Here is a 16,584-nt window from a genome sequence, read left to right as displayed (position 1 = left end):
ATAGAATTGTGTTCATGTGTACGGAAGATTCTGCGCTAGATGCTGTTCAATCGTTGCTTGATGGCAGTCTTAAAAACACCAGCGAACGCCACACCAATGTTTTGTTGGTGTTTGGCGCTCCAAATTCTGGAAAGTCAAGTTTCGCTCTAAACGCTCTTCTATGCGGTTTGCGAGCTAATTGGAAGAATACGCAGGACTCTAAATACGATGAAGCCGTACAGCTTTTACTCAAACATGCGATTCGCACTGATTTTGCTATCGCCGCAGCCCAGAATCGTGCAACTGCCGCACGCATGTCTAACTACGTAATAAGCAATCTTGGTGTTTCATACCAGTCTCGTCCAGTTGGCACTCTTTCCGCTTTTGCATTCAGCCTGATTTCCGCACGAAATAAGCTTTTTGGAATACCATCTCCTAAATTGCTTAACGGCGCTGAACAAGATGCGATTCTTCGCGAAATAGTGCGAATGCATGTTAATCATGTTTTGCAAGGCGATAGCGGTGATTGCAAAATCTGCTCGCTTTTTAACGATTATTTTTCTGGAGAGTATTCTAAATCTTTGCAAGATGGTGATTATAAATCACATGATTCTTGGATTTACGTAATATCGCAGTTGCAAAACAGTGATAATCTTATGGATTCGTTCGACTCTACAGATTATCGGAATGCACAAAATGCTCATAATGCGCATAATGCTTATAATGCTCAAGATACTCAGGATTTGCCAATAAATAGTGCTTTCATTCATCAACTTCGCGATATGCTCGCTCGACTAGACGAAATGGGAATTGTAAGCGAATCTGCAGAGTTGCAAATATTAAATAGCCTTAATTTTCAGTCGCATTTGCAATCCGGCTCTAGTTCCGATTTGCTTGCAACTTTGCAGGCGGATTTGCAATCTTCTAGCATTGCTAATCGTTTGCGTGTGCAATGGAATTTGGCTTTTGCACTTCGTAGTCAGTATGCGGATTGTGTGCGGAAAAAATATCCAAATGCTTTTAGATTAGATTCTTCTAAACTTTTGGCTAACGGTGTTCAAATTTTGAATGAGATTTTTAAGAGTTTATATGATGATAATACAGAAGAATCGTCGGTTGCTTGCGACTATTCAGCTGACTCTTCAAAGGATTTTTCTAAAGAATTATTTGCGCTTAAATGTTCACTTCCACGTCTTTTGGTGGTAGATGATTTTCATGATGTAACACTTGCTGGACTTGCATTTCTTGAGTCTCTATCTAGTTTGGGCGTTCGTATTGTTTTAACGGCAAACCCAGACGAATCTGTGCAATCCTTCCGTGGATCATACCCAGATTATGTGGTTGAAGCTGCTCAGCATGGTATTATGCAAGCAGCGGTACTTAAAATTTGTGACTACAGGATTGACGGTGTAGCTGAGTCTTACAATGATTCCAATGACTATGTAGATTCTTCAAATACTTCAGATTTGCTAAAACAAAATAGTCGCTCAATTCCACTGAGTCTTTTTTCGTCCAGGGTTTCGCTTTCAATCCCTTCGCTTATGCCAACGCCAATGCCTATCGCCCGAAGGGCTTGGAAGATGGCAAATGTTAAAGGCGCTTTTCCTATAGAAAAAATCGAATCAAATTCGCAAGAAACAGAAAATTCTTCGGTTTCTGGCGACTTGTATCGTACTGCGCGCGAAGAAATGGATTGTGTTATTTGGCAAATAAAACGCGCTCACTTAGATCACAAAATCCCGTGGAAAAATATGGCTGTGATTGCTCACGATAATGCTACTGTTCGTGCTTTCGGCGAGCGACTTCGCAAAGATGGTGTTCCTGTGCGATACTCGTCCGTTACTCGTGCTCTCAGGGAAGAGCCGTTTATAAAAGCACTGTTTGCGCTTATTGAATTGGCGCAATTTAGCCAAAATAGCGTGGATAATTTAGCTAAAGACGTATCTTTAGGAATTCGCACTATTTCTTCGATTGCGCGTTTTGTGAAAAGTCGCATAAAAACCATAATGGATAGTCCTCTGATAGATTCAGATAATTATAATTGTGCTGATTTAAGTGCTGTAGAAGCGCTTATGCGTTCCATTGTTTCTCTTAGTGACATGGTTAAATCTAAGGAAAATTCCCCTCTTAGTGTTCTTATAAGACAGTGGGATTTACTGCAAAATCAGCTTTTAAACAAGACTGATTCTAAGAATGATGGTTTGGATGCTAATTTTAACTTCGACAATCGTATTTTTGATTCAAATCCAAACCCTAATTCCACGCGATTTAGTGTTGATTCCTGCTATCTTCTGATAATTAAAGCGCTTATTGATAGTTGTGCTATTGATAAATCAATGGATTGTGATGATTTTAGTGTTGATTCCTGCGATTCTGATTTATTGGATAAGTCACCAGCTGATAAGTCACCAGCTAACCAAACTCAATCTGATCAAACTACAGAAATTTTTTCTGTTTTGCAAAAAATGCGCCCAAACAGTGTTCATCTTCGTACTTTAATGCGCGTTTTTAAAATCACGTCTAAACTGTCTAAGATTTTAAAACAAGATTTAGCAAAAATTCAAAATAGTGAAACAAACGAGGCTAGTTACATACTTGGGCAGGCGTGGAATCTTTGTAATTGCGCTAAAAAGTGGCAGATTCAAGCGCTTAAAAACAACGATGAAGGTCGTCTTGCAAACGATAGACTAGATGCTGCTATGCGATTATTTGAGTATGCTAATTCGTTTAATTACATAGATTCGCGTGCGGATTATTACGAGTCGTCGGTTGCTGGCGACTATTCTGCAGCGGCACCAACAATCACACAGTTTATTGATCAAGTTCGTCAAATGGAAATTGAAGCTGATTCTCTTGCCAGTGTTGCTCCTGCTCCTGATTCTGTAACGCTCACAACTCCGTCTGGCTCGGTTGGTTCTCGCTGGGATTATGTGTGGATTCCAGCCGTACAGCAGCGAGTTTGGCCAAATACTGCGGCTCGAAGCACAATGTTTGGGTCAGAAACTCTAGTAAACATGGTGTTAAATAATAGGATTTTCGGCTCAGTAAACCTGAAATCTAATAATTCTCAAAATTTATTATCAGATAAATTCACTAATCCTACTGGAATTTGTGTAAACGATAGACAAGCGATTTTTACTGGAGAGCAGCGAAGCTTTTTGATGGCGATTACGCGCGCCAACCGTCATCTATTTATAAGCTCGGTTAATAGTGATGATTGTGTTCCTTCTGATTTTCTCTACTACTATTTGCCAGAAATATATTGGTGTAATGCGGATGGAAGTAGTGAATACACTGATTTCTGTGAAGATTTTGCTGTAATGGATGCGGATCCTAGAGGGCTTGTTGCTTCGGCTCGAACACAAGTAGCGCGTGCAATATATGAATCAGAAAATAGTCACAACTTAGACGAAAATCCTACTGTTAAAGACGCTTTAACAGCGTTGAATCTTTTGAAAAATAATGGAGTGGATTCGGCAAATCCAGAAAATTGGGATTTTATTCGTAAAAATTACGGTTCTAAGATTGAAGAGAAATCTATTGAAAACGAATCAAAATCAAACTTGGTCACACTATCTCCATCAATGGTGGATAGCCTTTGGTCATGTCCAGTATGTTGTCTTTTAGAGCGAAAATTTGCAGGTCCTACGCATGGAGGAACGGCAGCACAATTCGGCACGCTTATTCACGAAACTGCTAGATGGGCAAGTCAAGATGAGCATTTAGACAACGAGTATTTACGCGAAAAATATCCACAATTGCAGGCGTTTGCTGCGATTAAAAATGACAAAGTTAGCGAATTGCCAGACTTTGATTTTTCGTTTGAATCTATAAGCGCTTTACAAAAAAAGGCGATTGAAGATGTTGCAAACACTATGATTGAGCATTATTATTCGATTTGCCCAAGTGATTCCAATATTTCAGACGTAAAAGACCGATATCGTTTTATAAAAAATGATTTAAATGTTCGACGAGCGCTTTATACGATTGCTCAATATTTTGTAGGTTCTTTAACTGGATCAAACTACCCGATTATGGCAAAAAAAGATGAAGACGGTGTGGTTACTGATATTTTACCAGCGTTAGAAAAATCGAAGTCTGCAAAACCTACAATTGCAGACGTCGATTTGGGGAATCTTGAACATGCCTATTGTGAGTGCAATATAAATGCCACTTTTGGATTCGACGATATTTTAAACGCATATAATCGTGCGTCTAAAACAAAAACAAGCATTACGGATCTTTATTCAATAATGGGATTCTTGGTAGGCGGATGGCAAAATGGCGCGTCTAGCGATTTGCGAGTGAGGATTCAAGGTCGAATTGACCGCATGGAAATTAGAAAGTTAAATGACAATACGGAACAAATTCGCTTAATCGACTATAAAACAGGAAAAGTTCCTAAAACGCAGCAGGTGTTTAACGATTTACAACTTATCTGCTATCAGCTTGGGATTGTGTTTTGTAACGAAAACGTTGAAGACGTTAAACAATTGCTTAAATTTAAGCATACAAAAATCGCGCGAAGTGCGCTGTTTCACGTTGTATACAAAGATTCTCCTGCGAAAGATAATGGTGTTGCAGAAAACATTTGTCAGCCGTCTTTGTTTGGTGCTGATGGCGCGTTGAGCACTAAAGGACTGATAAGTCGATACAGGTATGCGGATGATAATCGTCTTTACGAACTTCCAGATATTGATGCGCAAAATCCTGCGGACGGTGTGAGCCAGAATGCGTGGTCGGATTTTGTAAACCTGCCTATGAGAACAAAATGGTCTCTTATGATGATATCTCGAGTATTCTTTGCTGCTTCTGCTGTTAAGTCAACCAGTTTTGTTGTTGAGCCAAAAGCAGACCATAAAAATCATTGCAGATGTTTAGATGTATGTCCTGGTTGCGCTGGAAAAGTGGACACGGTTTACGAAATGATTGAAGGTAAAAATGAATAATAACAACGTTAACGCCGTAAAATCCACGCCTAATAGTGCTCCAAGTTTAGAGCAAAAAAACGTTATAGAAGCGCCGATTAATCAAGACGTGCTAATAGTTGCTGGAGCTGGCAGCGGAAAAACATACACTATGACTCGCCGCGTAATACATTTAATTAAAAGCAAAGTTCCGCCAGAATCCATATTGGGATTAACCTTTACAAACAAGGCGGCCGCGGAATTGCTAAGTCGCGTTTCTGCAGAGGTGAGTGTAAGCGGTGAAAATGGCGCAAAGTCATTCTTAAAGCCAGAAGTGATGACGTACGACGCGTTCTTTCAATCAATCGTAAGAAGATACGGGCTTTTGGTTGGCTTTAATCAAAACACAATGCCATTAAGCGATGCTGGCTCGATGGAAATCATAAAAAGTATAATCGGAAAATATTTAGATAATCCACAAAATCACAATAAAAATTTAAACAAATTATATGATTTTGACACGTTATGTTCAGATGTTATGAAACTTTGTGCTGAAATATCATGCTCAATGATAGGTGTAGACGCGCAAGGAAACACTTGTTCCAGTGTGCCTCAAGCAGTACAAAAAATACGAGAGTGGAATAACGAGTTTGCAGAATACTTAAAAAATGTCATAGGAAACAAGAAAGTCGAATCGCCATTACCTGCTAAATCACCAGCAATACCAAAATACAAAAAAGTCAAAAAAACTGCTGGAATGAGTGCGGAAGACGTTACAAAAACATCTTCAGAAAAATTTAAACAAGCGTGTAAAAAATACGAAAAATATTGGGATGATTCATGCTTGCAACTTTGCGTGAATCTATACAACTCATGTGTAAAAAGAGACATACTGTTAGATCTTGTTTTGCAATTTGACGCTGAAAAAAAGCGCGTAAACATGGCACAATTTAGCGATTTTACAATCGCAGCCTACTATTTGGTTACACATTTTCCTTCGATTTGTGCGCAATACAGGAATCAATATTCGCAAGTTCTTTTAGACGAATACCAAGATACTTCTACAACGCAAGCAATGCTTATAAACACGCTGTTTCATGCGGAGAATGATGCGGAGAATGGTGGCGATTTTGTGGCGTCAAAGCGTACACACGTTATGGCAGTAGGAGACCCATTCCAAGCAATCTACTCGTTTAGAGGCGCTTCAACTGGAGCTTTTTGCAAGTTTGAACAAGACTTTAATATAAACAAACAAAACAAATATTCGCTAACTGTTACACGCAGAAACTCGCTTTTTATACTAAAAGTTGCAAACGCACTAACTGAGCCGATGCGCGGAGAAAATGGCGATAATTCAACGCAAAACGCAAGTCGTAGATTTAGCAGCATTGACGATCGCGAAGTGCAAGTAGAAACCTTAAAACCAAAAGAGGATGCGCCAAATGGCACGATTGCAGCGCTATTTATGCCATCTCAGGCAGAAGAAATCGACGCAGTAGTGCGATTTGCGCAAAAAATTATAGAAAAGCAGGAAAAGCAGGAAAGTCAAGGATCTCAAGTATCTCAAGTATCGCGCGAACCACAATTGGCAATACTATTTAGAAGTAAAGCAAATATGCCAAAATATGCTGAAAAATTAGAATCAGCAGGTATAAGAACAAGCATAGTAGGATACTCATCGTTAATCGAAAAGCCAGCAGTTAAAGATGTATTAAGCCTCCTAAAAGTAGTGCAAGATCACAGCGACTCAAACTCACTTATGCGACTCTTAGCCACACCGCGTTTTGCGCTATCTACTAGCGATTTGAGCGCATTAGCTGCAATCGCAAATAGCGCAAACACGGAATATCTTTACAACATTTACTCGTCGGCAGGATTATTAGAAGCAGATCTTCCTAAAAGTCAGTGGGATTCTGCCGTTCGCAATCTTAGAAACAAGGCGAATAGTGGGGAAATATCTGGGCAAGTCATAAATATTTATGGCGGAGTTTATTTAGCAGACCTAATAATGCGTGATTTTTCCACAAAAAACGACCAGTGGGTTAATCAAATGCAGCAAAAACTTAGCATTAGAGGGTTTGATGCAGTAAAAAGACTTAGTAAAATCCTACATAATGTAGAAGGCATACAAAGAAACTCGCTAACAAACGTAATGCAAGCCGCTGTTCAAGCTCTTAATGTAGACATAGATACAGCAGTGGGGTCTGCCTTAAAATACAAGGATTTTAGCAACCAAATCATGCTGGACGACATGCGTAGTGTGTTAGATTCGCTAAATGCAATTGTAGAAACATATATTCAGGAAATGGGCGAGTGGCAGGACGTAAGTTTGCGCGGACTAATAAGCTGGATTGACTCAGCAAAAAATCTTGATTCTCAGTCAGGATCCTCTGTTTCATCTTCGTCTCAAACAGAACCAGCGCAAGTCGTGCTAATGACAGTTCACCAATCCAAAGGATTGCAATGGCCTGCTGTTGCTGTAGTCGGACTAAATGAGGGCGCTTTTCCAAGTAATCAAGGAGATTCGCTAAAAGTTGATGATAATGGGCAGGCAAGCGCTCGCATACCGATTGAGTTTGGTGCAAGCGTGCCTTCTGCGTTGCGCGTGGATGCCAACATTTTGCCGCATTTTCCGCATACAGTCACGCGCGCGGAGGCAATGCACCCAGAAAAAGCAATGCAAAGTTTAGATAGTGTGCAAAAGATTTTTGACGAGATTAAGCCAGATAGAATCAAAGCTTTGTGCGATTTTGCGGAGGCTGTTAAAGAAGTAGATTCTTGCGATTCTTCGGATTGTGGCGATTTTTTGAGCGAAGAAACGCGCCGCGTGTATAACGCGTATAAATCCCAGCAAAACGTTGATTCTATGCCATTTACGCAAAGTGAGGAGCGCGGAATTCAGCTTCACATGGATGAGCGTCACCTTATGTATGTTGCTCTTACGCGCGCAAAGTTCGCTGCTATTTTAACAGGATCAGCTACATCTGGAGATAGCGCTCAAAGTGGCAGAAAGCGCAGTGCGTCAGTGTTTCTTAACGAATCAATAAATGCTATTAAAAATCTCAATGGAGCTATCAAAGTCCAACGCTGTGATTCAGATGAGGAAAATAAAACAAAATCTGAAGAATCTGAAGAACAGGATTTAAGTCAAAATGACTTAAATCAGGATGTTTCAAATCAGGATGTTTTCGGTTTTATAGCTGGAGACGATGCTCAGGAATTTGCTGCAGAATTTAGCAAAATCGCGCCTCAGTCTGACTCATCAAGTTTAGAGCCAACACTTAAATGGCCTTGCACATTGAGCAGTACTATAGAAAAATCCTTAATAGAATCAGCAAAACTCGTAGAAAACTGCGATTCTGATTTAGAATCCGTATACGATTCATCTATCAACACAAACCCTAAATCGTTGCTCTACAAGGCAAAAATCTTCATACAAGACGCGGACTTAACATCACAAAATGACTGCGACTATTCGCTAGAAGAATTAGCCGAAAAAGTGAATAAAATATCTAGCGAATCAAGACTAAACGTAACATCGTTGCAAAAAATAAGCAAAATCGCACAAAATGCAAAAACAAGCGTTTACAACAATCTATTGGCTTGCATTAGACCAATCCCGTCCATTCCTTCAATAGATGCAAACCTAGGCACAAAATTCCACGCTTGGGCACAACAGTTTGTAGACTCAGCAACATCGAGCGAATCTTGTGCATACTACGAGTGGAAAAACATTGTAAAACACGGAATATCGTTAGAAAAAACTCCTGAAAACAGACAAAAAGTTATAGATGATTTTAATCAAAGTTGCAAAGATTCAGATTCGCAAAGTTGCGCATTAGATCAATGGAAGCAACGGCTTATAGAATCGCGTTGGGCAAAACGAGTGCCGCTGGCTGCAGAAATGCCGATTTTAATGCAAATCGATAATACGGAATTTGCAAATAGAATCATCAACGGTACTTTGGATGCTGTTTTTGCAGGAGGATTAGACGCTGGCGATACTACAAAACTCTACACAATCGTTGACTGGAAGACGGGAAAGCGGCCAAAAAGCGCGGAAGATATTCGCCTAAAACTAGAGCAGCTCGACTGGTATAGGATGCTGCTAGCACGCGCAACAAACGTTGATTTAAGATGCATTGACGCCACTCTTTACTACGTTAGCGAGGAGGATGAGGCAAATCGCGAGATTCACGCATTGTGTAAAACGCGCGACGAAATTTTGAGTGAAGCGTCTTTTTAAAATCAACTTTTTTGATAATCTAAAAGTAGAATATAAGCCGATTTAAGTTAGTAAAAGTAAAAGAAGGACAAAATGACGGTTGAGTTTCGTCCAGTTAAAATTAACGACATTGACGCAATCGTAGAAGAATACGAGCGCACATGGGGGATTGCGAATGCTGTTGGAGTAGACGCTTCGCGCAATCTTTCTAGGCGATTCGTGCTGCACTATTTAGAGCCATCCACGTTTGGAACTGTTGCAACGATAAACGGCAAATTTATGGGACTTTTGCTTGCGCGCGTGTACGGAGATAAAGTGCTGTTTAAGCAAGTTAAGAAGATGCTAGAAGAGCAAGAAGCAAAGATGGCTATTAAAGGCGATTCTTCGCACGCAAAAGCGTTGGATTCTGCGATTGGCATGGGCCAGATTGAGCGCAAGTTAGAGGCGATGAGCCATATTAACGACTTGACTCAGGCAGAGTTGGAGCTTTTTATTGTTTCTCCAGACGCTCGCGGGCACGGAGTCGGCGGCGGATTGTGGAAGCGCACAATGCAACATTTGCGCAGCCGCGGAGTGAATCGCTACTTTTTGCACACAGATACGGCTTGCGATGTTAGTTTCTACGATTATCATGGGCTTAGGCGAGATGCTACGTGGGCTAAAAAGGATCATGAGAAGTATGCGAACCGCGTAAAAGATCTTGTTGAGGACTTGTACATATATTCGGGCGAGCCGTTTGTAAACCGCACCAAGCGCTTTGACTGAGCTTGAAATTGCATAACGCCTTTCAAGCTCCTTCAAAGCGTGATTTGGCTCAAGAATAAAGTCCAGTGGACTTTACACTTAAGTGGCTCAGCGAATCGAGGTGACTTCTCGCGCGCTATGCAGCTCGAAGTCGTCGATTCGCACAACGCTCTGCCTCTTGCGTGTAGTCTGTTGTTGCGGTTGTTCCGTTTTGGCTTTGATTTTGTTTTTAGGTTGAAGTTTGTTTGTAGTGGTTGATCATTTGTATTATTTGGTATCGGCTGCCGCTCTTATACTGTTCGACCAAGAATCACCCAGCCCTATTACATGCTAGAACAATTGCGTGATTTTCATCACCGAGATTTTTGTGTGTTGCGCGCGTTAATCGCATAAAATTCATCATATGAATTAATCTTAAATTGTATAAAACAATTAGTAAAATATGCCTTGCATGGTTATGTGGATTTTGCGGTCGGGTTGGCGCATTAATCCAAAGAAAAAGATAATGGAGTAAGAGTATGTCTAAGAAGATTCGTGTAGTTAAGCACTATTCTGGCGTTAATTCTGGTGTTGGGGCTGATTCTCAGCCAGTTCTTTCAAAGAGCGTTTGCGCTGCAATGTTGACTGGCGCAATGGTGCTTGGGGGGGGGGTATTCGTTTCCTCACCTGCCTATGCTGACGGTTATGTAGACGGCACTGGCAACAACATTTATTACGGTTATAAAACAGACGCAAGTTATACAGAAGCTCGTTTCCACATAGAAGTGGATTATTACGATACTCTTGAGCATGCTCAGGCGGGCAAGGATAAAGGTAAAGACCCGCTTGGAAAGTTTGTTCGCGTTCATTATCTTTCTAATTGTGCCAAAAAAGACGGCGCAGCTGACGATTGGCGATTCCGCCCAATGTGGTGGTATGGCGTTCCAAAAGGCTTGAAGAACGTTCAAAATATTACGTATACGCGCGTTGAAAAACTAACAAATCAGCGCGGAAATCAGCCGTTTGTGCCAACTGGCTCTTCGCAGTTTACGTTTACAGATACAAACGGCTACGGCGTTGTGTCTAAGAAAACATATCCTACTCCAAAGCAGTGGAAAAGCATCTCCAACTTCTACTTTGATGAGCAAAATGTGCTTGCAAGTAAGGGATGGAAGCAGCTGCTTGGTCTTAATGGCGGAAGTTACGATAACGCTGGAAATACGGAGGATCAGTGGGGTGATTACAAAGATCAAACCGACGGCTTACAGGGCATTTTTGTAGACTGGGAGTCTGCAGGGCAGCGCTTCTATGATATGACTTACGTTGGCGAGATGACCAAGGAAGCTTGGCAGAAGCGCGACGTAAATCCACTTCGTTTTGCTGCTGGCGTGTATCGTTTTGCTGGGAATTGGCACTATGCTGTTGGTCAAAAGCACAATACGCCAAAGATTGCGGACCATTTGAAGCTTAACTATCCAGAGGTTACGAAGGTTAAGAAGCTTGATGCACTTAGCAATGACGAAAAGGGTAAGGTTAAAGAAGCAATCGAAAATGCTAATCGCGGCAAGGCTGGTAGCCCAACTCTGTTTGATGAATTAGTTAAAGACGATCAAAACGGCATTGTTATAAATAATGACGGCTCTGCAACTATAACCTTCAAAGACAACACTAAGCGCATTATGCCAGCTAGCTTGCTTGTTTCTAAAGACGAGTCCGATAGCGATAAGTATAAGCCAACTTTGCCTGATGCAACTCCTGTTGTGAATCCAAGCGTCTTGACGGAAGATGATAAGAATGCTGTTATTGCTGCGTTCAAGAAGGCGAACCCTGATAGCAGCGAATTTAGCAAGCATCTTGCCAAGGATAATGCTATTGCTTTCGATAAAGACGGAAAGAACCTTGTTGTGACTTACGAAGACGGCTCCAAGGCTACTATTCCTGCGTCTGAGCTTGTGTTCCAGGGACCAAAAATCTCCGACTGGGCGCCTTACGTTGTGCCAGATGTGATTGAGGTTGAGAATCTTTCAAAATTGACTGACACGGAGAAAAAGCAAGTAACCGATGCTTTCGATAAAGCAAACGCTGACTTGGATGTCTATATTGCAGCTAAGAAAGACGATAAAACTCCTGTAAGCTTTGATAAAGACTTCAAGAATGCCATCATCACCTGGGCAGACGGTTCAACAACAGAGATTCCTTCTTGGCAATTCCTAAAGCAAAAGGCTGCTGAGCAAACTCCTACTCCAAAGCCGCCAACTCCAAAGCCAGCTGAAGAAAAGAAGACGTTCACGGTTGATTTGCCGGATGCACCTGCTCAGGTAAAATTTGATCCATTTGATAAGCATGCTACTGTTGCTCCAGGTTTAATTACAACACTTCAAAATCAGTTAAAGGGTCGTACTGCAAAAGATGCGAACGATCCTAGTAAGTCTGTGACTATAACATCTGCAACGATTAGTATTGCGGATGGTACCGTGACTTTCAAGGCTGATGGATATGAGGATAAGGTTTATCCAATCGGAATCTTCTATAAAAAGGAGGTAACTGGAACTGGTACCCAGAATCCTACGCAGCAGACGCCTACGAGCAAGACTGATACTGACCCTAACAACAACAAAAATACTTATAAATATTTTGTTACTAAGACTCAAATTAATGAATCCAAGGTTTCTGATGTAAAGCCTCAAGAAGCTGCTAAAGCATTAAAGCAGTTTGTTAAAGATAATTACACTGGTTGGACTGAACAAGAATTAGCAAGTGTTACTAGTAACGTAGCTGTTGGTAAAAACTGGACAGCGAAAGCCGGTACAACAAATCTTGAACCATATAACAATGGTAATGGAAGAGTCACATCAATTAGTGTAAATAGTGATAATGGATTAACAGTTACTGGTTATCAGTATGCAGACCAGGATGACGCTAATATTGACGTATCAACTGAGACCCCATTATTTATTATTTCAGCAGATGATTTGTATGCTCCAAATAGTGGAAGCCAGACTCCTACGGACAACACCGTTGAAAAATTGAAAGAGCTTGCTAAGCAGCTTCGTGACCAGCGAAAGCAAGCTGGAGAGTTAACAGATGATTCTATAACCACTCTAAAAGCTACTGACACAGATATTGATGGCATGAATAATGAGAAAGCTCTTCGTGAGCTTATCAAGAAGATTGCTGATTATCAGAAGCCAAAGCCAGTTGAGTATACGTACAATTTTGAGAAGTTGACGTTGGATCACGAGGGTGATTTAACTGATGATGATTACAAGAAGATTGTTGTAGAGCAGTTCTTGAAGAAGAACTATACGACGACTGACTGGTCAAAGCTCGCGAATGCTTATTCTAAGAGTGCTACTGTTCTTTCTGGCAACAATGCAAACACATATAACTTAACTCCTGCTACAAGTGGAACATCCGGCTTGAATATTTACACTGGAGATAAGCAAGCAGGTGGTGTGACGAGTGTTGGTATTGATTCTAGTGGTGATTTAGTTGTTCGCGGCTGGAAAGCAGGCTCTACCGATAGTCATGCGGAAGAACTGATTCGAATTAAGAAAGCTGATTTGTTTACTCCTAAGCCTAAGGATCAAAACCCAACCCCATCTGCTGATGATCTCAAGAAGTTTAAAGAGCAGGCGAAGGAGCTTATTAATCGTAATCCAAAGCTTACTGATAAGCAGAAGGAAGAATACAAGAAGCAAATTGAAAATGCTAATACAAAGGAGCAGATTCAGAATATCCTCAAGCAGGCTAATGATCAGGCTGGCAAGAATAATGTAAAGCCTGACGACATTAAGAAGAAGGAAAAAGAAGAAAAGGAAAAGCGCGAAAAAGAGCAAAAAGAAAAGGATAAGAAGGAGCGCGAAAAGAAGCAAGAAGAGCAAACCACTAAGGATAAGAAGAGTGCTAACGACACTATTGATGGTCTTAGTGATTTAACTCAAGATGAAAAGGATAAGCTCAAGGAAAAGCTGAATGGTAATAGTGGAGATACTACCAAGCCTGGTGCTAAGACTCCTGAAGAAGTTCAGCAGATTGTTAACGAAGCTCAAGCTCGAAATGCTGCTCGCAAAGCTATTAAGGATGAGTTACCATTCCTTGATCATGGTACGGGTGCTGAGGGTAAAACCGATACAACCCACGCCGATGATGCTGCTCTTAACGAGTTGCTCGGTACAAAGTCGGGTAAGGATTCAACGCTCACCGATTTGGAAACTGCTCTTGCAAAGACGAATCCTGCTGCCACTGCAAAAGAGATTAAGACTGCTCTTGACGCAGCCAAGCGCCAGAATTCGATTAACGAAGAAAATGCTAAGAATGCTGGTATTGCGAAGCTTGAAGCTAAGAAAGCAGATCTTGATGCAGCATATAATGCTTTGACTGACGAGCAAAAGAAATCAGCTAAAGATAAGTATGAAGCTGCCACTAAGGCAATCGATGATGCCAAGAACACTGTTAACAGTGCAACAAAGCCTTCTGACATCATGACAGCTGTTAATGGTGTAGATACTTCGCTTAATGCTGCTAAGGAAGACATCAAGAATAATACGCCTAAGCGCGATACGACTGGCAACACCAACGATGACCAGAACGCTCTCAAGCAAGAAAAAGAAAAGCAGATTGAACGCATCAAAAATAGCGGTCTTTCTGACAAAGATAAGCAGAAGGCTATTGATGACATCAATAATGCAAAGAAGCTTGGCGACCCAACGGGTATTGCTGATCGCGCGCTGAAAGCAAAGAAGATTGCGGATGCTCTTGCTGCTATTGATAAGCTTGGTCATTTGAACAATGCACAAAAGCAAGCGTATAAAGACATTATCAACGGCACAGCTGCAAAGAATCACGTTGACGATAAAGGCAAAGACACTGGTGTTGACGATATTGACGATGCGCTCGCAAATGCAATCAACACCGATAACGCTATGGCTCGTCTTGAAGAGTTGAAGGTTATTGCGGATAAGTTTGCTAAGGGCGATGCATACAAGAATTCTAATGACGCTAATAAGAAGAAGGCATTTGATAATGCTTCTACTGCAGCTGGTGCCGTGCTTGACAAAGCTAAGGGCGATCCTAAGGATGCGGATCAGGTTAATGAGCTGTACAAGGATCTTCTTAAGGCAATGCAGGATCTTGACAACAAAGTTAAGGGTGCAGGCGTTAAGACCGATGCTCTTGCTGCGGAGATTGACTCCGACAAGAACTTGAAGCCAAGCGAAACTGATCCTAAGACTCCAGGCGACCCTGTTTATAACACTTCTTCTAAAGATAAGAAGGATGCGTTTGACAAGGCTCTGACTGAGGCTGAAGCTGCTTTGAAGACTGCAAACGACGATAATGCGGATGCTAAGAAGCCTACTTCCACTCCGCTTACTCCTGAGCTGGAAGCTCAAAAGCAGAAGGCTGTTGACGACGCTCTTGACAAGCTTATTAAGGCTCGCCTTGCTTTGGATGGTGTTAACACCAAGCCTTTGCAAGATGAGATTGATAAGGACAGCAACGTTAAGAACTCAGATAAGTATACGTATTCTACTAAGGATAAGCAGACTGCGTTCGATACAGCTTTGAGCGAAGCTAATGAATTAATCAAGAAGCTGACTGGCGCTGCCGATCAGCAAGCACAACCTGGTCAAGGTACTCAACAGCCAGATCTTAGCACAAAGGAAGCTAAGCAGAAGGCTTTGGATGCGGCTTTGAAGAAGTTGCAAGACGCTGCTAAAGCTCTTGATGGCACGAAACCAATAGAGCCAACTCCAAATCCAACTCCGACCCCGACCCCGACCCCAAGTCCGCTTCCAACTCCTGGTGCCGGAACTGATAATACTGGTTCTGGTAATGCTGGTTCTGGTTCTGAAGCAGGTTATGGTGTGAACGATAATGCGCCTACTATTGTAGATAAGGGCGAGTTGAACATTCAGATTGATAGTGCTGAAACTGATTCTAAGCCTGGCAATGCTGGAGCTGGTAACGCAAACGCTGGCTCAGCTACAGGCGCCCAGGGTGGTGCAGGTACATCTTCAGGCTCAGGAATGGGCACTGGCACTGCGGGCGCAGCAAATGCAGGTGTTGACAACAAGGCTGTAAACAACGCTGTAGAAAACGCTCCAGAAGTAAAGCAAGCGGATGCTGCAGTTAAGCAGGCTGCTGCTACGCTAGACGAAGCTTTGGCACAAGCTAAGCGCGTTGCTGCAGATCCGCATGCAACGCAAGCGCAAGTTGACGCTGCTGCTGTTAAGCTTGCGGATGCTCGTAAGGCACTTGCGGATGCTCAAGCCAATGCTGCAAAAGTGCGTGCAGCTGTTCGCAGCCGCGTTATAAAGGGCATGCGTTCTCGCGGGAATGCAGGCGTTGCTGCGGGCGCAGACGTTGCTACTGCTGGATTGATGGCAACTATGATTGCTGCAATTGGAGGAGCGTTTGTAACTCGTCGCATGCGCGCAATGCACGCTAATCGCGACTAGCGTTTAGTTGCTACTTATGTAGGTCGTCGCGCGACGACCTACATAAGCGCTTAAAGCGTAGCGCGCGAAGGCAATTCGGAGCGCTGAGCTTGCTTAAGGTTGAAAGCACGGTGTGCTTTCAACGCGAGCGAAGACGTTCGCGCGGCTAATCCGTGTGAACGATGTGACGGGTTTTGTTGTTTGACACGCCGTAAATCGCTACAAAGTGCGTCGTTTTTCCGCATTTTGTTGCTGATTTTCGTGTGTAGAGCTACAAAAAGCGGGATCGTGTGCAGATACAAAAAACCGC

4 protein-coding genes are annotated in these 16,584 nt (G+C 42.1%); all 4 read left to right on the top strand.

Annotated features, from left to right (window positions below; translation table 11 throughout):
- Positions 1–14: 14 nt before the first annotated feature.
- Entirely contained in the window at positions 15–4,928 is a 4,914-nt protein-coding gene (locus HXT46_RS05370) for a PD-(D/E)XK nuclease family protein (RefSeq protein ID WP_421785854.1), read from the top strand.
- Positions 4,921–9,132, top strand: a complete 4,212-nt coding sequence (locus HXT46_RS05365; protein ID WP_421785852.1) for a UvrD-helicase domain-containing protein — start codon at positions 4,921–4,923, stop codon at positions 9,130–9,132. The genes HXT46_RS05370 and HXT46_RS05365 overlap by 8 nt, the downstream gene beginning before the upstream one ends.
- A 72-nt stretch (positions 9,133–9,204) precedes the next feature.
- Entirely contained in the window at positions 9,205–9,876 is a 672-nt protein-coding gene (locus HXT46_RS05360; RefSeq protein WP_421785850.1) for a GNAT family N-acetyltransferase, read from the top strand.
- Positions 9,877–10,373: 497 nt separating this feature from the next.
- Entirely contained in the window at positions 10,374–16,295 is a 5,922-nt protein-coding gene (locus HXT46_RS05355; protein WP_421785848.1) for a GA module, read from the top strand.
- Positions 16,296–16,584: the final 289 nt, after the last annotated feature.

The sequence above is a fragment of the Gardnerella sp. DNF01204 genome (assembly GCF_049244145.1).
Lineage (GTDB): Bacteria > Actinomycetota > Actinomycetes > Actinomycetales > Bifidobacteriaceae > Bifidobacterium > Bifidobacterium vaginale.
The sequence above is the reverse complement of the archived record's forward strand: the minus strand, read 5'-3'. Positions and strand labels throughout refer to the sequence as shown.